General features: G+C 67.6%; 14 protein-coding genes. 7 read left to right on the forward strand and 7 right to left on the reverse strand.

The window, feature by feature from the left end:
• Positions 1–2 precede the first annotated feature (2 nt).
• From N536_RS0115255 to N536_RS0115285, 7 genes are read right to left on the reverse strand one after another with little or no spacing between them, the layout of a single operon-like run.
• Positions 3–638, reverse strand: coding sequence for an FHA domain-containing protein (locus N536_RS0115255; protein ID WP_029114396.1), 636 nt, complete (start codon positions 636–638; stop codon positions 3–5).
• Positions 638–1,936 carry a VWA domain-containing protein gene (locus N536_RS0115260; protein WP_051574518.1) on the reverse strand — a complete coding sequence of 433 codons (1,299 nt, stop codon included), beginning with the start codon at positions 1,934–1,936 and terminating at the stop codon, positions 638–640. The genes N536_RS0115255 and N536_RS0115260 overlap by 1 nt, the downstream gene beginning before the upstream one ends.
• Positions 1,933–2,937 carry a PP2C family serine/threonine-protein phosphatase gene (locus N536_RS0115265; RefSeq protein WP_029114398.1) on the reverse strand — a complete coding sequence of 335 codons (1,005 nt, stop codon included), beginning with the start codon at positions 2,935–2,937 and terminating at the stop codon, positions 1,933–1,935. The genes N536_RS0115260 and N536_RS0115265 overlap by 4 nt, the downstream gene beginning before the upstream one ends.
• Complete coding sequence (locus N536_RS0115270; protein ID WP_369798424.1) at positions 2,934–5,210, reverse strand: tetratricopeptide repeat protein; 2,277 nt, start codon at positions 5,208–5,210, stop codon at positions 2,934–2,936. The genes N536_RS0115265 and N536_RS0115270 overlap by 4 nt, the downstream gene beginning before the upstream one ends.
• Complete coding sequence (locus N536_RS0115275; protein WP_029114400.1) at positions 5,132–6,277, reverse strand: hypothetical protein; 1,146 nt, start codon at positions 6,275–6,277, stop codon at positions 5,132–5,134. Before N536_RS0115275 ends, N536_RS0115270 begins: the two co-directional genes overlap by 79 nt.
• Positions 6,278–6,279: 2 nt before the next feature.
• A complete protein-coding gene (locus tag N536_RS0115280) occupies positions 6,280–7,245 on the reverse strand; it encodes a glutamate ABC transporter substrate-binding protein (RefSeq protein WP_029114401.1) in 966 nt (321 codons plus the stop codon).
• Entirely contained in the window at positions 7,242–8,501 is a 1,260-nt protein-coding gene (locus N536_RS0115285; protein ID WP_231514539.1) for a hypothetical protein, read from the reverse strand. Before N536_RS0115285 ends, N536_RS0115280 begins: the two co-directional genes overlap by 4 nt.
• A 246-nt stretch (positions 8,502–8,747) precedes the next feature.
• Between N536_RS0115285 and N536_RS42215 the strand changes: the two genes are divergently transcribed.
• The 7 genes from N536_RS42215 (at position 8,748) to N536_RS0115325 (ending at position 18,833) form a co-directional block, all read left to right on the forward strand.
• Entirely contained in the window at positions 8,748–8,837 is a 90-nt protein-coding gene (locus tag N536_RS42215) for a potassium-transporting ATPase subunit F (protein ID WP_155948606.1), read from the forward strand.
• Positions 8,838–10,508, forward strand: a complete 1,671-nt coding sequence (gene kdpA / locus N536_RS0115300; RefSeq protein ID WP_029114403.1) for a potassium-transporting ATPase subunit KdpA — start codon at positions 8,838–8,840, stop codon at positions 10,506–10,508.
• A 2-nt stretch (positions 10,509–10,510) separates the two neighbouring features.
• A complete protein-coding gene (kdpB, locus tag N536_RS0115305) occupies positions 10,511–12,670 on the forward strand; it encodes a potassium-transporting ATPase subunit KdpB (RefSeq protein WP_029114404.1) in 2,160 nt (719 codons plus the stop codon).
• Between the two features lie 2 nt (positions 12,671–12,672).
• Positions 12,673–13,566: a potassium-transporting ATPase subunit C gene (locus tag N536_RS0115310; protein ID WP_029114405.1), complete on the forward strand. Its 894-nt coding sequence runs from the start codon at positions 12,673–12,675 to the stop codon at positions 13,564–13,566.
• Positions 13,567–13,573: 7 nt separating this feature from the next.
• Entirely contained in the window at positions 13,574–16,096 is a 2,523-nt protein-coding gene (locus N536_RS0115315) for a DUF4118 domain-containing protein (RefSeq protein WP_029114406.1), read from the forward strand.
• Positions 16,093–16,773 carry a response regulator gene (locus N536_RS0115320; protein ID WP_029114407.1) on the forward strand — a complete coding sequence of 227 codons (681 nt, stop codon included), beginning with the start codon at positions 16,093–16,095 and terminating at the stop codon, positions 16,771–16,773. Before N536_RS0115315 ends, N536_RS0115320 begins: the two co-directional genes overlap by 4 nt.
• 71 nt (positions 16,774–16,844) lie before the next feature.
• Positions 16,845–18,833 carry an APC family permease gene (locus N536_RS0115325; protein WP_029114408.1) on the forward strand — a complete coding sequence of 663 codons (1,989 nt, stop codon included), beginning with the start codon at positions 16,845–16,847 and terminating at the stop codon, positions 18,831–18,833.
• Positions 18,834–18,888: the final 55 nt, after the last annotated feature.

Below are 18,888 nucleotides of genomic sequence, written 5' to 3' on the forward strand. Positions count from 1 at the left end.
TCCTATGGGCTCTGCACGATCGTGATCGTGGTCCAGGCGCCGACGTGGATGCGATCGCCGTCGGCGAGCGCCACCTCCTCGCCGTTCTTCAGGAGGTCATCGCTGCCGTTGAGGCTGGTTCCGTTGGTCGACCCGAGATCGGTGAGGGTAAGGCCCGAATCCCGGAGCCGCAGCACCGCATGCTGCGTGGAGACGCCGCGGTCGACGGGATGGATGCCGAGGTCGATCTCGGGTTCGATGCCCTGGTCGCGGTTGTGCCTGCCGATCAGAGTGGTGTTGGCGTGCAAAGCGATTCGGCGTTCGGGGAAGAACTGCGGGAATTCGACCGTGTCGGGGCCACCGCGGGCGATGACGCGTTCATAGAACTCCCGGTCGGCGGCGACGACGGCGGTCCACCCGGCCGTTGGCGCCTCCGGTATGGGCTGTGGCGGCGAAACCGGTTGTGCCTGCGGGGGTGCCGGCAAAGCCGAATCGTGTCCACACGTCTCACAGAAGCGGCCGCTGATCGGCGTGCCGCAGGCAGGGCACGCCTTGGTGACCGCCGGGGCTGGTCCTCCCGCCGGCGGCCCGATCGGAGCTCCGCAGACGTCGCAGTAGTCCTCGGCGGTAGAGGTGTGTCCTTCGACGCAGGTCGGCATCAGCTCTCCTTCCGCACTCTGGCGGTCTTGGTCGAGCGTGCGTCGAGTGCCATCTCGTCCGCCGCGGCCACTTCTCGTTTCAGCCGAGCGGTGCCGGTGTGCTCGTCGACCTCGATGACACCCCTGAGCAGCTTGGCGGTTCCGTCGTTGCCGGATTCCACGGCCAACTCCATCGCCCGCTGCAGTTTGGCCGTCGCCGTCGCGACGTCGCCGCCCTTGCGCGCGCTCAATCCCTCCTGGACCGCCTGCGCCAGCTCTGCCTGGCCGGTGTAGTGCGCCACCCGCCGACTGATCTGGGCCGACAATCCCGTGTCGGCGGTCCATACCGCCTTCACCAGGCCCTCACCCAGAACCTCCTCGCCCGCAACGACGCTCACGCGCGCGGCCAGCTTCTCCCGTCCGGCCGCGGCGGGTTCGACCTCGACGCGCACGTGGTAATCCCGGTCCTCGGCACCCCACGAGCCCAGCGGGTAATCCCCGCGCTGAGTTCCCGATTCGACCCGGCGATGGGTCAGGTCCTCCACGGTCGGCGCGACTTGCTTGACGAAGCCGATGCGCGCACCCGCTGGCGTCCACAGGCGCAACGTCAGGTCCGCGATCGACTTGCCCATCGACGTCCGCATCATCTCCGCGAAGTCGGCCTCGAGATCCGCCGGATCCGCGACGATGTCGACGGTGCCCAGCAGCGCGGACGAGATGGACCGCAGCTCCTCGACGTGCCAGCTGGTTCCCACTCCCCGGCAGTCACAGGTGAAAAGCCCCTCACTGAGGGCGATTTCGTTCTTCAGTTGTTCGGGCGTCTCGTGCTCGTCCTTGCCGTCGGTGAGCAGGATCGCGTGAATCAGCGCACCAGGATGTTGCGTGACGATCTGGCGGACGTGCGCCAGCCAGGTGCCCAACGCGGTGCCGCCTTCGGGCCGCAGGCCGTCGACGGCTCGGGTTGCCGCAGCCCTGGTGGCCGCGCTCGCCAGTGCGGGTTCCGACTCGGCCGGGTATACGAAGGTGGCCTTCTCGGTACCCGCGATGATCGTGAAGTAGGTGCCGTCGACCAGTTCCTCGATCGCCGCCTTGGTGGCGCGCCTCGCCGCCTCGAACTTCTCGAACGGTGACTGCATGGAGGTCGAGCAGTCGATGATGATCGCCTCCACCCGGTCGGTCGCCGCGGCGCTCGCGGCGACGTCGGGGCCGGCGGAGATGCTGACGATCGCGTCGACCGTCCCCGTTCCCTCGGCGAGGTAGGGATTGTGGTCGACGTCGACGGTGATGCCGGAACTGCCTTGCTCTTCAGTCGAACTCACAAAGGTCCTCCGATCGGGATGATGACGACGGTGATGTTGTCGTGGCCGCCGCACTGCAGGGCGTGCTCGGTCAGTGCACGCGCGGCCGCGGCGGGGTCGGAACCGGTGCAGAACCGTGCGATGTCGGCAGGGTCGGGCAGGTAGTTCCATAGTCCGTCGCTGCACAGCAACAGCGAGCCGGGGCCGGTGACGGTAGCCGTCTGCACACTCGATTCCGACCACGGCACCGGTTCGGCGTCGGCGCCGAGCCATCGGGTGAGGGTGTGCGCGCCGCGTTGCACGGCCTCGGAGTCGGCCGACGCACCGGCGGTGATCAGTTCCTGCGCCAACGAGTCGTCGACGGTCAGCTGTCGTGCGGGCTCAGGTGGTTCGGGAAGCCAATACGCCCGGCTGTCACCGACGTTGCCGACCGCGATCTGCACCGTTCCCGGCGCAGTCGGTACCACTGCCGTCGCGGTGTAGGTGCACGACGGCGCCGTCGTCGGATCCGTCGGCTTCACGGCTGCGGCCTTCGCCGCCTCGGTCAGACCCGCCAGCACCGCTGGGCGTGGCTTTCGGGACCCGACGAGCGCGGCGAGCATCGCGTCCACTCCTGCATTCACGGCGGCGATCGCGGCCGTGTGGGCGTCCCCGGACGTCGAGACGCCGTCGCAGACGACCAACGCGTATGCCCGCTCGGCGCCGGGGCCTGCGAGGAACCCCGCGGCGGCGGCGTCCTCGTTGCGGGGGTGTTGGATACCGCGGTCGGTGATCAACGCGATCTCGCCGAGCTCCGCCTCGTCGCGATCGGGCTCGGCGCGCCGGTGGCCGCAGTGGGCGCAGTATTCGTCGACGAACGCATCGTTGCCGCAGTCCGAACACGGCCCCTCCGTCGCTCGTCCCGGCCGAGGGATCGCGACGCGGTGAACCTCGGCCAGCCCCGCTCCGCAGCTCTCGCAGAACCGGTCGGCGCCACGGACGACCGTGGCGCATTGGGGGCAGACCGCCTGGTCGCCGCTCATAGCCGTGTCCTCGGGCGAACGGCGTTTGCCTTCTCCACCAACGCTATCCGCTCCCAGACGTCGGTCATCTCGTGGGCCAGATCGCGGTAGCACCGTTCCATTCCGGCCCGGATGCCCGGCTCGTCGAAGTCAGCACCGAGCAACCGCGGAGCCGGCGGCTTCTTGCCGGCCTGTAGCCAGCCCAACGCCGCGCCGAGTACCTGCAGCCGAATCATCGCCCGCTTGGTGGCGGACTCGAGTGTCAGTGCGCCTGCGCGCTTTCCGGCATCGAGCAGCGTCTGGCCGTCCAGGTCCTTGGGTTCCCGGCCGTCGAGCAGTATTTCGATGGTCGTCGCGGCCGCGGCGGTGTGATGAGCGGACGCGGTGGGCACTTCGTCCAGCGCCTTGACTGCCGCCGCCCGGTCCCCCGCACGCGCGCGTTGACGCGCGAGCCCGAAGGCGGCGCTGACGTAGCCGTGGTCGGTCCGCCATACGGTGTCGTAGTAGCGGGCCGCGTCGTCGTGGGCGCCGCGCAGTTCGGCGGTGGCGGCGATCGCGAGCTTGGGCGCGAGTTCACCGGGAAGCGTGGCCAAGACGGCCTCGAAATCATATGCCGCCGTGCCGTAGTCGCCCTCGAGCAGCGCGCACTGCGCGTTGTACCAGGCCAGCCGCCAGTCCCCGGGGATCACCGAACCCAGTTCGGCGAGCCGCTTCCTGACGTCCTTCGGGGACCCCATCTCCAGCGCCGCGCGCACCAGGCGTAGCGGAACCTCGACCGACGAACTCTTGATCTGGCGCTCGCCGCCGCGCGCCAGATAGAGCGCGTGCTCGAGCTGAGCGGGTGGCGTGCCGCTGGTGGTGGCGAGCACCGCGGCGCCCGAGTCGTTGGGGTCGACGATGGGCACCGGCAGCGCCGCAATCAGATCGCCGGTATCCACGGGCACGTCGCGCTCCGTGCCGTAGACCGCGCGTTGCGGACTGAAGTAGTGCGACAACCGCGGCTGCTCGACGCCACTGTCGAGCGCCGCGATCTCGTGCAGCACGCCGGTCAGCTGGTCGGCGAACTCCTCCATCGACGAGAAACGTTGGTCCGGATCAGAATCCGTGGCGCGGCTGATCGCGCGGTACAACGACTCGTACTTCGCCAGGACCGGGACCTCGGCAGGCCCGGGTAGCTGCTCGACGAAGTGCCCGTTCTCCTGGGGAACGTCCATGACGAGGACGGCGAGCGTCCGCCCGACCGTGTACACGTCGCTGGCGACGGTGGGGCCGGTCTCGGCGATCTCGGGCGCCTGGTAACCGAGCGTCCCGTAGAGCGCGCTCGTCTCGTCGTCCATGGGGACCACGGCGCCGAGGTCGATCAGCTTGAGCTGCTCGTCGGTCTGCATCACGTTGTCCGGCTTGAAGTCGCAGTAGGCCAGCCCTTCCGAGTGCAGGTAGCCAAGAGCCGGTGCGATCTCGACGATGTAGGCGACGGCCTGGTCGGCGGGAAGGGGGCCGTTGCGGGCCTTGCGGATCTGCTTGAGCGACGTGCCGCCGACGAATTCCATGACGATGTAGCCGACGGGGACGCCGGCAGCGTCGGGATGGGTGACGAAGTTGTAGATCCGGACGATGTTCGGGTGTTCCACCTCGGCAAGCGCGAGCACTTCGGCTGCGGCGGCGGCCATCGCGTCCGCATCGCCGGAGTTCAACAGGCCCTTGAGCACCACCCAGCGGTCGTGCACGTTGCGGTCGATCGCCAGGTAGATCCAGCCGAGCCCGCCGTGCGCGAGGCAGCCCTGCACTTCGTACTGACCGCCGACCAGGTCGCCGCGAGACAGCTTGGGCACGAACGAGTATCGGGTGCCGCACTGGGTGCAGAAGCCCTCCGGCCTGCCGGGTTGCCCCTCGCGTCCACGCCCGACGGGCTGATGGCATTCGGGATTGCCGCAGAACCGCTTGCCCTCCGGCACCTGAGGGTCCGTCATGATCGCCGAGGAGGGATTGCCCTTCGGAATCCGCGGCATCGCGACCACTCCTGCGCCGAGACGGCCGCGGGCACTGGACGATCGCGACGACCCCGTGCGTGCGGTGCGCGCCGACGGAGCCGATCGGGCGGTCGACTCGCTGCGGGCCGTTGCCGCCGGCTCTTGCACGCCGGTCGCGGGCGCGGTGCCGCAGACGTCGCAGTAGCCGTCGACGACGGTTCCATCGCATCCCGGTTCGGCACACCTCATCTCGTCGTCCCCTGCTTCTGCACGATCAGCTGCTGGTAGTCGGTGATGGCCCGCGTCGCGGCGCGCAGGTCGCATGGCCGCCGCGACAGCAGGCCCGCGGCAATCCGGCCGGACGCCAACAGGTCTGGCTCCTCGCCGAGTCCGAGCCTGGCCGCCTTCGCCTGGTAGGCCGTCAGCCGCCCCTTCAGCTCGCTGCGCCGGTCGAGCAATCCCTGCGCGAGCTGTTCGTCATCCTCGACGATCCGCAGCGCAGCGTCGATCCGCTGTCGCAACGACCGCAGCGCCGCCGGATCCGGCGCGGTGATGGACTCGAGCGTTGCGCGCAGTTCGGGTTCGACGTCGCCGTGTACTGGCAGTGGTCCGGACACGACGGCTTCCTCGACGTGCGCGCGAACCTGCGCCGCGCGTTGGGTCGCGTCCCGCAACGCGTCCAGCCGCATGGCGGTCGTCGCGACCGCATCCGGCCAATGTGATTGCAGTGCAGCGAGGTCGGCGAGTTCGGTCGATCGTCGGTCGACGATCTCCACGATGGCGTCGATGCGCCGCCCGACGTCCTGCGGCGTCAGCGACAGCGGATCGGTGGCCGAGACCTGCAACAGGTCAGCGATCTCGGATGGGCCGGCCGCACCAGCTTCGTCGAGCCGGTCCTGCGTCGCCCCGAGCCGTTCGGCGATCAAGGAGTTGACCGCGTCGATGGCATCGAAGAACTCGGCGACCGCCGGATAGTCGGCCTGCATCCGCTCCGCGAGGACGGCGAGTCCGACCGACTCGACCGCTTCCGCGGGTCCGGTGATGGTGCGCTTGCCCAACGGGATTCGCTGGCGCGACACTTCGAGCGGACGTCCGAAGAGCAGCCTGGTCAACTCCGCACGATCGTCGTCGTCGACGTTGTTGCGCCGTCCCCGCACCGCCCGGGCGGAGTCCAGGATGGACGTCATCCGCCCCAGGTCTTCCCACAACTCCGCCAGTTCCTTCTCGACCACCACCCAGCGCTGCGCGGTCAGGCCCGTCGGCGGATAGCGGCGCACGTGCTCGAGGCCGGGATGGCTTTCCAGTTCGATGAGCGTCGACGACATGGCCTCGACCTCCTTGGTGCGCGAGGCGAGCGCGCGATCGATCTCTTCGGTGCTTCTGGAGACCATGGTCAGTCCTCGTACCGCGGCGTCGGCGGGCCGGGTGATGGTCCGAGGCCGCCGCGCAACCAGGCGTCGTAGATGCGTTGCCACGTCCCATCGGCACGCATCTCGTCGAGAGCACCGTTGACGAACCGAACCAGATCCTTGTTCTCCTTCTTGATCCCGACCCCGTAGGGCTCGAGTCCGAGGCTCGGTCCGATCACCTCCACGTTCGGATCCTGCTTCGCTAGGCCCGCCAACACGGCGTCGTCAGTGCTGATCGCGTCGACCTGGCCCTGTTGCAGCATCACCAGGCAGTCGGTCCAATTGCTAACACCGAACAGCGTCGGCCTCGGGTCGAGCGCGAACAGTGCCGACAGCGACGTCGTGCCTTTCACCGCGCACACTCGCTTGCCTGAAAGCGCACCGGGAGAATCGATTCCGGACCCCTTCAAGGCGAGGATGCGCTGGCTGGCATTGAAGTACGTCGTGGAGAACGCGACCTCCTTCTTGCGGTCGCAGGTGATCGAGTAGGTCCGGACCACGAGGTCCACCTCACCCGATTGCAACGCCGCTACCCGTTGGCTCGCTTCGACTGCACGCAGATCGATGCGGTCAGGATCTCCGAAAATGCTTCGGGCGATCTCGCGGGCGACGTCGATGTCGAAGCCCTCCAATCGTCCCGAGGAGGGATTCCGGAATCCGAGTAGATACGAGTTCTGGTCGACACCGACGATGAGCCGGCCACGTTCGGCGATCTTCGCCATCGTCGAACCGGGCGGCATGGCACCCGGCCGGGGCTGCGGACCGGGGCGCAGGCTGGCTTCGCGATCGCAGTCCGCGTTCCCCGCGACGGGAGCAGTCGTGACTTCCTCCGCCTTGGCGGGCATGGCGTCGACCGGCGCGACCGTCACCGACGGCGGCGGTGTTGACGAGGATCCACATCCGGCGGCGAGCGCCACTGCGAGCGACGCCACGATGACTCGGGCTCTCATAAGAACTCCTTGAGTCGCGGCCACAATCCGACGACCGCCGCCGCCGCCGCGACGATCATGAGCACGAGCGTCCCCGTTGGGCTCCACGCAAGGAAGTCGCCCGCGGCAGACACTCGGTCGCGGAGGGTGGCGCGGGTTTGTTCGATCTCGTCGCGCAAGCTGGCTTCGACGACGGTGAACTGCGCTGCCGACGCGGCTGGATCGGTTCCGATCGCCTGCGCAAGTGCGGCCGGATAGTCGCCGCCCAGGTAGGCCTCCACCTGCTTGCGGTGGCTCGCGGTCCATTTGGCGACAGCATCTGCAGCTGCCTGCGGCCCCGTGCCTAGATGGGCGACCAGATCGTCGATGTGACCGTTGAACGACTCTTCGCCGGCAGTGACGTCGCCACGAGCGATCAGTTGCAGGGTCTCGTCCGTACGGGCCTTCTGCGCGAGGATGCGAGCCTGCGCGAGCTGATCGAACCTCGCGGTGCCGTCGGCTCGGCTGTCCTCGATGGCGCCCGCCGCCAAGCGGGTGGCCGTGACGATCCACGCGATCACCAGCAGCACCACGGCCCCGGCGACGACGAGCCCGAGGTTGAAACTTCGGTTCGTGCGGCGGCGCACGATTACCGAGCCGACGGCGATCGCAACCAGGACGAGTCCCAGCAACACCAGGCTGGCCATGGGCATCGAACCAACGGCCCGCTGGTCAGCGTCGACCGTGGCGAGGTCACCGGCGTAGATCTTCTCGGCGCCGGGAAGCAACGAGGTCTGCATCAACGACGACGCTTCCCGCAAGTAGGCGGACCCGACCGGATACCCCTGTCGACTGTTCGCCCGCGCCGACTCCACCAGCCCGGTGTATGCCGCCAGTTGCGCCGATATCTCCGCCACCGCGTTGCGAGTCTTCGCATCAGTGGCGCCCCCGGTCACATCCGCGAGTGCCGATGCCGAGTCGGCCAGGGCCTGTTGATAACGCGCCCGCACCGGGGCTGTTTCGATCCCGCCGAGGAACGCCGATGCCGCTGCAGCATCGGCGGCCGAAAGCGCGGCGTAGAGGTTTTGCGCCCCGTAGGCGAGCGGTTCGGAGCGGTCCATAACCGCGTTGCGCTCGTCGATCCGCCCGTCGAGCTGACCCCCACACACCACCCCGGCGATTACGCACAGCGCCGCGACGGCGACGGCGACGATGCTGACCACACCGGGCGTCGTACGGGTGAAGCGTCGCAACCACGCAACCGTCGACCGCGCCTCCACCGTGCGCGGAGAGCTCATCTCGTCCACCACCCCGCTCCCCCCAAAACGTGATCGTAAGCGCAGATGGGGCGACCGTAGCTTGATTTGCGCCCACCCGCGCACGAGAGCCGTAAAGACGGCGCCGGCCGGCGTCAAGAAACCGTTAGGGCGCCCGTTTGGCCTATTGGCGCCGCATAGCGTCGGCGACATGGCTGTCCTGGTATTCGTGCTGCTGACGCTCGCGGTCTTCGCGCTACTCGGCGTCGTTCAGAAGATGTTCGAGTCATGAGCCTCGCCAACACGGTCGGGCTGATCCTCGCCGTCCTGTTGGCGGTCTTCATGGCCGCCGCCCTGCTGTTCCCCGAGAGGTTCTAAGTGACGTCGACTACGGCGGGAATCCTGTTTCTCGCTTCGCTGATCCTTGCGCTGGCGGCCGTGCACGTGCCGCTCGGCGACTACATGTACCGGGTGTACAACTCCGAGAAGCACTCTCGGGTGGAACGCGTCATCTACAAGGCCATCGGGGCAGACCCGAAGTCCGAACAGGGCTGGGGCGCTTACGCCCGCAGCGTGTTGGCGTTCTCCGCGGTCGGCGTCCTGGTGCTCTTCGTCTTCCAACTGGTGCAGGGCAAGCTGCCGCTGCACCTGAACGATCCCGGCACCCCGATGACGCCCGCACTGGCGTGGAACACCGCGGTCAGCTTCGTCACCAACACGAACTGGCAGGCCTACTCGGGTGAGTCGACGCAGGGTCACCTGGTCCAGATGGCCGGCCTCACCGTGCAGAACTTCGTCTCCGCGGCGGTCGGCATGGCAGTGGCGGTCGCACTGGTACGGGGGTTCGCGCGTCGTCGGACCACGGAGCTCGGCAACTTCTGGGTCGATCTCGTCCGCGGCACGATCCGCATCCTGCTGCCGATGGCCGTCGTCGCGGCCTTGGCGCTGATCACCGGCGGCGTCATCCAGAACTTCCACCTGCACGACCAGGTGGTGAACACCATCGCCGGTGCGCAGCAGACCATCCCGGGCGGACCGGTCGCCAGCCAGGAGGCGATCAAGGAACTCGGCACGAACGGCGGCGGCTTCTACAACGCGAACTCGGCGCACCCGTTCGAGAACCCGACCGCATGGACCAACTGGCTCGAGATCTTCCTGCTGCTGGTCATCTCGTTCTCCCTGCCGCGGACGTTCGGCCGGATGGTCGGCAGCCGCAAGCAGGGGTACGCCATCGTGGCGGTCATGGGTGTCATTGCGACGCTGAGTGTTTCACTGATGCTGTTCTTCCAGATCCGCCACCACGGGACGGTGCCGACGGCGGTCGGTGCGGCGATGGAGGGTGTCGAGCAGCGGTTCGGCGTGCCCGACTCGGCGGTGTTCGCCGACGCGACGACGCTGACGTCGACGGGCGCGGTGGACTCGTTCCACGATTCCTACACCAGTCTCGGCGGCATGATGAACCTGTTCAACATGCAGCTGGGCGAGGTGGCGCCCGGCGGCACCGGCTCTGGCCTCTACGGCATGCTCATCCTCGCGGTGATCACGGTGTTCGTCGCGGGCCTGATGGTGGGCCGGACGCCGGAGTACCTCGGCAAGAAGATCACGCCGCGTGAAATCAAGCTCGCCGCAGCCTATTTCCTGGTCACCCCGCTGGTCGTGCTGACCGGTACGGCGCTGGCGATGGCGATGCCCGGGCAACGGGCAGGCATGCTGAACACCGGACCGCACGGCCTCTCCGAGGTGCTGTACGCCTTCACGTCGGCGGCCAACAACAACGGTTCGGCGTTCGCGGGCATCAGCGTCAACACCGAGTGGTACAACACCGCGCTGGGGTTGGCGATGCTGTTTGGCCGCTTTCTGCCGATCATTCTCGTGCTCGCGCTTGCGGGATCGCTGGCAGCGCAAGGCAACACGCCCGCGTCGGTCGGCACGCTGCCCACCCATCGTCCTCAGTTCATCGGCATGGTCACCGGCGTGACGCTGATCCTCGTCGCGCTGACCTTCCTACCCATGCTGGCACTCGGACCACTCGCCGAAGGAATTCACTGAAAATGACGGTCACCACGGTCGCATCCCACAAACCGAAGGGCGACGAACCCGAACCCGCACCGAAGAAGCGCGCCGTAGGAGGCGGCCTGCTCGACCCCCACCTGCTCTGGACGTCGCTGCCCGATGCGCTGCGCAAGCTGGATCCCCGCACGCTGTGGCGCAACCCGGTGATGTTCATCGTCGAGGTCGGCGCCGTATGGTCCACGATTCTGGCTGTTCTCGATCCTACCTGGTTCGGCTGGCTGATCGTGTTCTGGCTGTGGCTGACGGTGATCTTCGCCAACCTGGCCGAAGCGGTCGCCGAGGGTCGCGGCAAGGCCCAGGCCGACACGCTCCGAAAGGCCAAGTCCGACACCGTCGCCCGGCGCCTCACCGGGTGGGCGCCGGGTCGACCGGGCACCGAAGAGGAAGTCGCCGGACCGCTGCTGCAGCAGGGCGACATCGTCGTCGTGGAAGCAGGCCAGGTGATTCCCGGCGACGGCGACGTGGTGGAAGGCATCGCGTCGGTGGACGAGTCGGCGATCACCGGCGAATCCGCACCGGTGATCCGCGAATCCGGCGGTGACCGGTCCGCGGTGACCGGCGGCACCACGGTGCTGTCCGACCGCATCGTCGTAAAGATCACCCAGAAGCCCGGCGAGAGCTTCATCGACAGGATGATCGCGCTCGTCGAAGGCGCCAACCGGCAGAAGACCCCGAACGAGATCGCGCTCAACATCCTGCTCGCCGCGCTGACGCTCATCTTCGTGTTCGCGGTCGCGACGCTGCAGCCGCTGGCCATCTACTCGAAGGCGAACAACCCCGGCGTGCCGGACACTTCGGCGCTGGACGGCAACGGCATCAGCGGCATCGTGATGGTCGCCCTGCTGGTCTGCCTCATCCCGACCACCATCGGCGCGCTGCTGTCGGCGATCGGCATCGCCGGCATGGACCGCCTGGTGCAACGCAACGTGCTGGCCATGTCGGGGCGCGCCGTCGAGGCCGCAGGTGACGTCAACGTGCTGCTGCTCGACAAGACCGGCACCATCACGCTGGGCAACCGGCAGGCCGGCGACTTCGTACCGCTGCCCGGGGTGACGCCGGAGCAGCTCGCCGACGCCGCGCAGTTGTCCAGCCTGGCCGACGAGACGCCGGAGGGCCGGTCGATCGTGGTGTTCGCGAAGGAGAACTACGGTCTGCGGGTACGTACGTCGTGTGAACTGAGCGACGCCCACTGGGTGGAATTCACTGCCGCCACACGGATGTCGGGCGTCGACCTCGCGGAGGGACATAGCCTGCGCAAGGGCGCGGCCGCCTCCGTCGCCGATTGGGTGCGGGGTCTCGGCGGCACCGTTCCCCCCGAACTCGGCGCGATCGTCGACGACATCTCGTCGGCGGGCGGCACACCGCTCGTCGTGGGCCAAACGTTGAACGGCAAGGCCGAGGCGCTGGGCGTCATCCATCTCAAGGACGTCGTCAAGGAGGGCATGCGGGAGCGGTTCGACGAGATGCGCCGGATGGGCATCCGCACCGTGATGATCACCGGCGACAACCCGTTGACGGCCAAGGCCATTGCCGACGAGGCCGGTGTCGACGACTTCCTCGCCGAGGCCACGCCCGAGGACAAGCTGGCGCTGATCAAACGCGAACAGGAGGGCGGCAAGCTCGTCGCGATGACGGGCGACGGCACGAACGACGCTCCTGCCCTCGCGCAGGCCGACGTCGGCGTCGCGATGAATACCGGCACGTCGGCCGCCAAGGAGGCCGGCAACATGGTCGACCTCGACTCGGACCCAACCAAACTCATCGAGATCGTCGAGATCGGCAAGCAGTTGCTGATTACCCGCGGCGCGCTGACGACGTTCTCCATCGCCAATGACATCGCGAAGTACTTCGCGATCATCCCGGCGATGTTCGTCGTCTTGTTCCCCGGCCTCGACCTGCTGAACGTCATGCGGTTGCACAGCCCGCAGTCGGCGATCCTGTCGGCGGTCATCTTCAACGCGCTCGTCATCATCGCGTTGATCCCGTTGTCGCTGCGCGGCGTGCGCTACACGCCGAGCAGCGCGTCGAAGTTGTTGAGCCGCAACCTCTACGTCTACGGGCTCGGCGGCATCATCGCACCGTTCATCGGCATCAAGCTCATCGACCTCGCAGTCCAATACCTCCCCGGGATGTCCTAACCATGAAGTTCTCCAGCATCGTTCGCCAGCACTGGGCCGCGCTTCGCGCCCTGGCCGTGCTCACCGTGATCGTCGGAGTGGCGTATCCGTTGGCCATCTGGATGATCGCGCTGCTTCCCGGACTCAGTGAGAAGGCCAACGGTTCCATCGTGCAGGTCGCCGGAAAGCCGGTCGGCAGCAGCCTGATCGGCCAGCTGTTCACCGACGCCGACGGCAACCCACTGCCGCAGTACTTCCAGAGCCGGCCGTCGGCCGCGGGCGATGGCTACGACCCGCTGGCCTCGGGCGCAAGCAATCTCGGCCCGGAGAGCATCGTCGACGCTCCCGTCGGCGGTGCCGACAATCCGGCCGAAGCCAAGCCCAGCCTGCTCACCCAGGTGTGCACGAGAAGCGCCACTGTCGGCGCGCGCGATGGGGTCGACGGCGCCCGCCCGTTCTGCACCGGCAGTGGTGTCGGGGCGGTGCTCTCGGTGATCGGACCCCGTGACGCATCGGGCGTGGTGGCCCACCCGACCAGGGTGGTCAGCGTCAACGAACCGTGTGACACGACCACCACACCGTTCCTGAACACCTACGAAGGCGTGCGGGTCGAGTGCGCAAAGCCCGGCGAGGACTACGCGCTCGGCCAGCTCGTGCCGATCCGCGGCGTGGCGGCCGCCGACCCAGAGGTTCCGGCCGACGCCGTGACCGCCAGCGGCAGCGGCCTGGACCCCGACATCTCTGCCGCGTATGCAGAACTGCAGGTCAATCGGGTCGCGAAGGCCCGTGGCATCAGCCCTGACGAGGTGCGCGGCGTCGTCGCCGCCCACACCACCGGACGCGCGCTGGGCTTCATGGGCGAACCCGCTGTCAACGTGCTCGAGGTCAACCTCGCCCTCGACCAGCTAGGTGGATGATGGGCAGGTGAGCGTCGCGCCGCCCAAACCGAAGAAGCGGGGTGAGCTGCGCGTATACCTCGGCGCGGCACCCGGCGTCGGCAAGACGTTCGCCATGCTCGGCGAGGCGCAGCGCCGCCGGGAACGGGGCACCGACGTGGTGGCCGCGGTCGTCGAAACCCACGGCCGCAAGAAGACCGCCGACATGCTCGACGGCATCGAGATCATCCCCCCGCGCTACGTGACCTACCGCGGCTCCGACTTCCCCGAACTCGACGTCGAGGCGGTGCTGCGCCGCTGCCCGCAGGTGGTGCTCGTCGACGAGCTCGCCCACACCAATACCCCCGGCAGCAAGAACGCCAAACGGTGGCAGGACGTCGAGGAGCTGCTCGACGCAGGCATCACCGTCGTCTCGACGGTCAACGTGCAGCACCTGGAGAGCCTCAACGACGTCGTCGCGCAGATCACCGGAATCGAACAGCAGGAGACCGTTCCCGACGAGGTGGTGCGCCGAGCCGGGCAGATCGAGCTGGTCGACATCACCCCGGAAGCGCTGCAGCGCAGGCTATCCCACGGCAACGTGTACGCACCTGAGCGCATCGACGCCGCATTGAGCAACTACTTCCGCCGTGGCAACCTCACCGCCCTGCGCGAGCTGGCATTGCTGTGGCTGGCCGACCAGGTCGACGCCGCACTCGCGAAATACCGTGCGGAGAACAAGATCACCGATACCTGGGAGGCGCGCGAACGCGTCGTCGTCGCGGTGACCGGTGGTGCCGAGTCAGAAACGTTGGTGCGCCGCGCCTCTCGCATCGCCTCCAAGTCCAGCGCCGAGCTGATGATCGTGCACGTGGTGCGCGGCGACGGGCTGTCCGGCGTGTCGGCCCCGCAGATGGGCAAGGTGCGGGAGCTGGCGTCGAGCCTCGGCGCGACGGTGCACACGGTCGTCGGCGACGACGTGGCCGGGGCGCTGCTCGACTTCGCCCGTGAAATGAACGCGACCCAGCTGGTGCTGGGCACCTCGCGCCGGTCGCGCTGGGCCCGCGTCTTCGATGAGGGCATCGGCGCGGCCACCGTGCAGCGTTCGGAGAAGATCGACGTCCACATGGTCACCCACGGAGAGGCCGGATCGCGACGTCGGATGCCGCGCCAGGGTCACGTGACGTCGTGGTTGGCTGCCCTCGTCGTGCCGTCCGCGATCTGCGCCGTCACCGCGCTGGTGCTGGACCGGTTCCTGAGCATCGGCGGTGAGAGCGCGCTGTTCTTCGTCGGGGTGCTGGTCGTTGCGCTGCTCGGCGGCGTCGCACCGGCGGCGCTATCCGCGGTGCTGTCGGGGATGCTGCTCAACTACTTCCTCGTCGAACCCCGCTACACCTTCACAATCTCCGAACCGGACAGTGCCATCACCATCGTGGTGCTGCTCGCCGTCGCCGTTGCCGTCGCTGCGCTGGTGGACGGCGCGGCCAAGCGGGCGCGGGAGGCCCGCCGCGCCTCGCAGGAGGCCGAGTTGCTGGCCCTGTTCGCCGGCTCGGTGCTGCGCGGCGCCGACCTCGACACGCTGCTGGAGCGGGTCCGCGAAACGTATGCGCAGCGTTCGGTCAGCATGTTGCGCTCCCGTGACGGCGGCGATCAGATCGTGGCGTGCGTAGGCGCCGACCCATGCGTGAACGTCGAATCCGCCGATACGGCAATCGAAGTCGGCGATGACGAATTCTGGATGCTGATGAGCGGACGGCAGCTCGCCGCCAGGGACCGGCGGGTGCTCACGGCGGTCGCCAAGCAGGCTGCGGGCTTGGTGCGCCAACGCGAACTGATCGAAGAGGCAGGCCGCGCCGAGGCCATCGAGCGAGCGGACGAGCTGCGGCGCTCCCTGTTGTCGGCGGTCAGCCACGATCTGAGGACGCCACTGGCCGCGGCGAAGGCGGCGGTCTCGAGCCTGCGCGCCGACGACGTCGGGTTCTCTCCCGAGGACACCGCGGAACTGCTGGCCACCGTCGAGGAATCCGTCGACCAGCTGACGGCGTTGGTCGGCAACCTGCTGGACTCGTCGCGGCTGGCCGCCGGCGTCGTCCACCCGGAACTGCGCCAGGTCTACCTCGACGAGGTGGTACACCGGGCGATACTCGGAACGCCAAGGGCGGCGGGCGGTCCCGGATGGCCGGGCGTCGGCCGAGTGAAGGTGGAAGTCGGCGACACCTCCGTCATGGCCGACAGCGGACTGCTGGAACGCGTGCTGGTCAACCTCATCGACAATGCGCTGCGCTACGCGCCCGACGGCGTCGTGCGGGTCAACGCGGGTCGGGTGGGCAACCGCGTGTTGATGAACGTCGTCGACGAAGGCCCCGGCATCCCGCGCGGAGCGGAGGACCAGGTGTTCGCACCCTTTCAGCGCCTCGGCGACAACGACAACACCACCGGCGTGGGCCTCGGCCTGTCGGTGGCCCGCGGGTTCGTCGAGGCGATGGGCGGCACGATCTCGGCGACCGATACCCCCGGCGGCGGGTTGACCGTCGTCGTCGATCTGGCCGCCCCGGATGGAGAGCGGCCGTGACCCGGGTATTGGTGATCGACGACGAGCCACAGATCCTGCGCGCCTTGCGAATCAACCTCTCGGTGCGCGGCTACGACGTCACCACCGCGGCCGACGGGGCCAGCGCATTGAAGGCGGCGGCCGAGCACCGTCCCGACGTCGTCGTGCTCGATCTGGGTCTGCCCGACATGTCCGGCATCGAGGTGCTGGAGGGCCTGCGAGGGTGGCTCACGGCGCCGGTCATCGTGCTGTCGGCGCGCACCGACTCGTCGGACAAGGTGGAGGCGCTCGACGCGGGCGCGGACGACTACGTCACCAAGCCGTTCGGCATGGACGAGTTCCTGGCCCGGTTGCGGGCGGCGGTCCGACGTGGCGCCGCGGCATCCGAGACCGACCAACCCGTTGTCGAAACCGCCTCGTTTACCGTCGATTTGGCTGCCAAGAAGGTGATCAAGGACGGCAACGACGTGCACCTCACCCCCACCGAGTGGGGCATGCTCGAGATGCTGGTGCGCAACCGCGGCAAGCTCGTCGGCCGCGACGAGTTGCTCAAGGAGGTGTGGGGACCGGCCTACGCCAAGGAGACTCATTATCTCCGCGTGTACTTGGCACAGCTACGGCGCAAGCTGGAGGACGACCCGTCACACCCCAAGCACCTGTTGACCGAAGCCGGGATGGGTTATCGCTTTCAGGAGTAACCGAGAATCTTTACGGAATCCGTACACCTGTGAGCCGTTCTCGATGGGCGGGGCGACACTAGGCTCCGACCGTGTCGTCACCGACGTCAGTGTTGAAGCGCTTGGTAGTCGGGCGGCCGTTCCGCAGCGACCGACTGGGCCACACGCTACTGCCCAAACGGATCGCCTTGCCGATCTTCGCGAGCGACCCGTTGTCCTCGGTCGCGTATGCGACGCAGGAAATCCTGCTGATGCTGACCTTGGGTGGTCTCGCCTACCTGTATTTGACGCCGTGGCTCGCCGGCGCGGTCGTGCTGTTGCTGGCCGTCGTGGTGTTGTCCTATCGCCAGGTGGTGCAGGCGTATCCCAGCGGTGGTGGTTCATACGAGGTGGCCTCGAAGAACCTGGGCCCGCGTGCCGGACTGGTCGTGGCGGCCGCGTTGCTCGTGGACTACGTGATGACGGTGGCCGTCTCGGTGGCAGCGGGAGTCGACAACATCATCTCGGCGATACCCGAGCTGAATCCGTATCGGGTCGCCGTCGACATCGGCTTCATCGCGTTGCTGACCGCGATGAACCTTCGCGGGGTACGTGAATCTGGGCGGACGTTCGCAGTGCCGACGTATGCGTTCATCGCCGGCGTGATGCTGATGATCGGACTCGGCTTGACCCGAGCGCTTCTCGGTGACGCACCGCGGGCGGAGAGTGCCGGTTACGGCATTCGCGCGGAACACGTCGGTCTCAGCGGTCTAGCGATCGCCCTACTGGCACTTCGCGCCTTCGCCTCCGGCTGCACCGCCCTCACCGGCGTGGAGGCTATTTCCAACGGCGTGCCCGCGTTCCGTAAACCCAAGGCTCTCAACGCCGCCCGGACGATGACGGCCATGGGGATTCTGGCGATCACGATGTTCGCCGGAGTGACCGCGCTCGCACTGGTTTCGCACACGCGAGTCGTCGAGAACACCTGTGACCTGATCGGATTCACCGGCGATTGCAACCGCGACCCGCAACGCACGGTGATCGCCCAGATCGCCGCCGCCGTATTCGGCAACAACAGCGTGATGTTCTTCTTCATGCAGGCGGCGACGGCGCTGATCCTGATCCTCGCGGCGAACACCGCGTACAACGGGTTCCCCCTGCTCAGCTCGATCCTCGCGCGCGACCGCTACCTGCCCAGGCAACTCCACAGTCGCGGCGACCGGCTAGCGTTCTCGAACGGCATCATCCTGCTGGCCTCGATAGCGGGTGTGTTGATCTACACGTTCGACGGGTCCACGACCCGGCTCATCCAGCTCTACATCCTCGGCGTGTTCACCTCCTTCACGTTATGCCAGATCGGCATGGTGGTGCACTGGAATCGGCAGTTGGCCGTCGCCGTCACGCCGGCGGAACGGCGGCACGTTCACCGCGCCCGAGCAATCAACGCACTCGGCGCCTGCTTCACCGGCGTCGTGCTGGTCGTGGTCATGGTCACCAAGTTCACCCATGGCGCCTACCTGGTGGTCATCGCGATCCCGGTGCTCTGTGTCCTGATGCAGAGTGTCCACCGGCACTACGCCGCGGTCCGTGCCGAGCTTCGTGAAGGCATGAACGACGACCGTGTGCTGCCGAGCCGAGTGCACGCGATCGTACTCATTTCGAACTGGCACAAAGCAACTCAGCGTGCGCTGATGTTCGCCAAGGCGACCAGGCCGGATACGCTCACCGCGCTCACCGTGAACGTCGACGACGATGACACCAGGGCCCTCCTTCAGGAGTGGGAAGAGCTCGAGATCGATATGCCTCTCATGGTCATCGAGTCGCCCTACCGGGAGATCACCCGGCCCGTCGTCGACTACGTGAAGAAGTTGCGAGGAAACCAGCCCCGCGACGTAGTCAACGTCTACATTCCCGAATACGTAGTCGGCCGGTGGTGGGAGAACTTGCTACACAACCAGAGTTCACTGCGACTCAAGGGACGGTTGTTGTTCGAGCCGGACGTCATGGTCACCAGCGTGCCCTGGCAGTTGCACTCATCGGAGCGCCTCGACCTCGCCCGAGTCACGCACGGTCCCGGCGAAATCCCAAGTGGCATCGAGTGAGCAAGGGCTGGGTTACCGCACCCAGGAGTACCGAGCCCCCGCCGAACGTGAGCAT

The organism is Mycobacterium sp. URHB0044 (assembly GCF_000620625.1).
GTDB lineage: Bacteria > Actinomycetota > Actinomycetes > Mycobacteriales > Mycobacteriaceae > Mycobacterium.

Coding starts and splice junctions, on each gene's coding strand:
- N536_RS0115255 (WP_029114396.1), bottom strand. CDS start 638: ATGCCGACCTGCGTCGAAGGACACACCTCTACCGCCGAGGACTACTGC.
- N536_RS0115265 (WP_029114398.1), bottom strand. CDS start 2,937: ATGAGCGGCGACCAGGCGGTCTGCCCCCAATGCGCCACGGTCGTCCGT.
- N536_RS0115270 (WP_369798424.1), bottom strand. CDS start 5,210: ATGCGACCTGCGCGCCGCGACGCGGGCCATCACCGACTACCAGCAGCT.
- N536_RS0115275 (WP_029114400.1), bottom strand. CDS start 6,277: ATGGTCTCCAGAAGCACCGAAGAGATCGATCGCGCGCTCGCCTCGCGC.
- N536_RS0115280 (WP_029114401.1), bottom strand. CDS start 7,245: ATGAGAGCCCGAGTCATCGTGGCGTCGCTCGCAGTGGCGCTCGCCGCC.
- N536_RS0115285 (WP_231514539.1), bottom strand. CDS start 8,501: ATGAGCTCTCCGCGCACGGTGGAGGCGCGGTCGACGGTTGCGTGGTTG.
- N536_RS42215 (WP_155948606.1), top strand. CDS start 8,748: ATGAGCCTCGCCAACACGGTCGGGCTGATCCTCGCCGTCCTGTTGGCG.
- kdpB (WP_029114404.1), top strand. CDS start 10,511: ATGACGGTCACCACGGTCGCATCCCACAAACCGAAGGGCGACGAACCC.
- N536_RS0115310 (WP_029114405.1), top strand. CDS start 12,673: ATGAAGTTCTCCAGCATCGTTCGCCAGCACTGGGCCGCGCTTCGCGCC.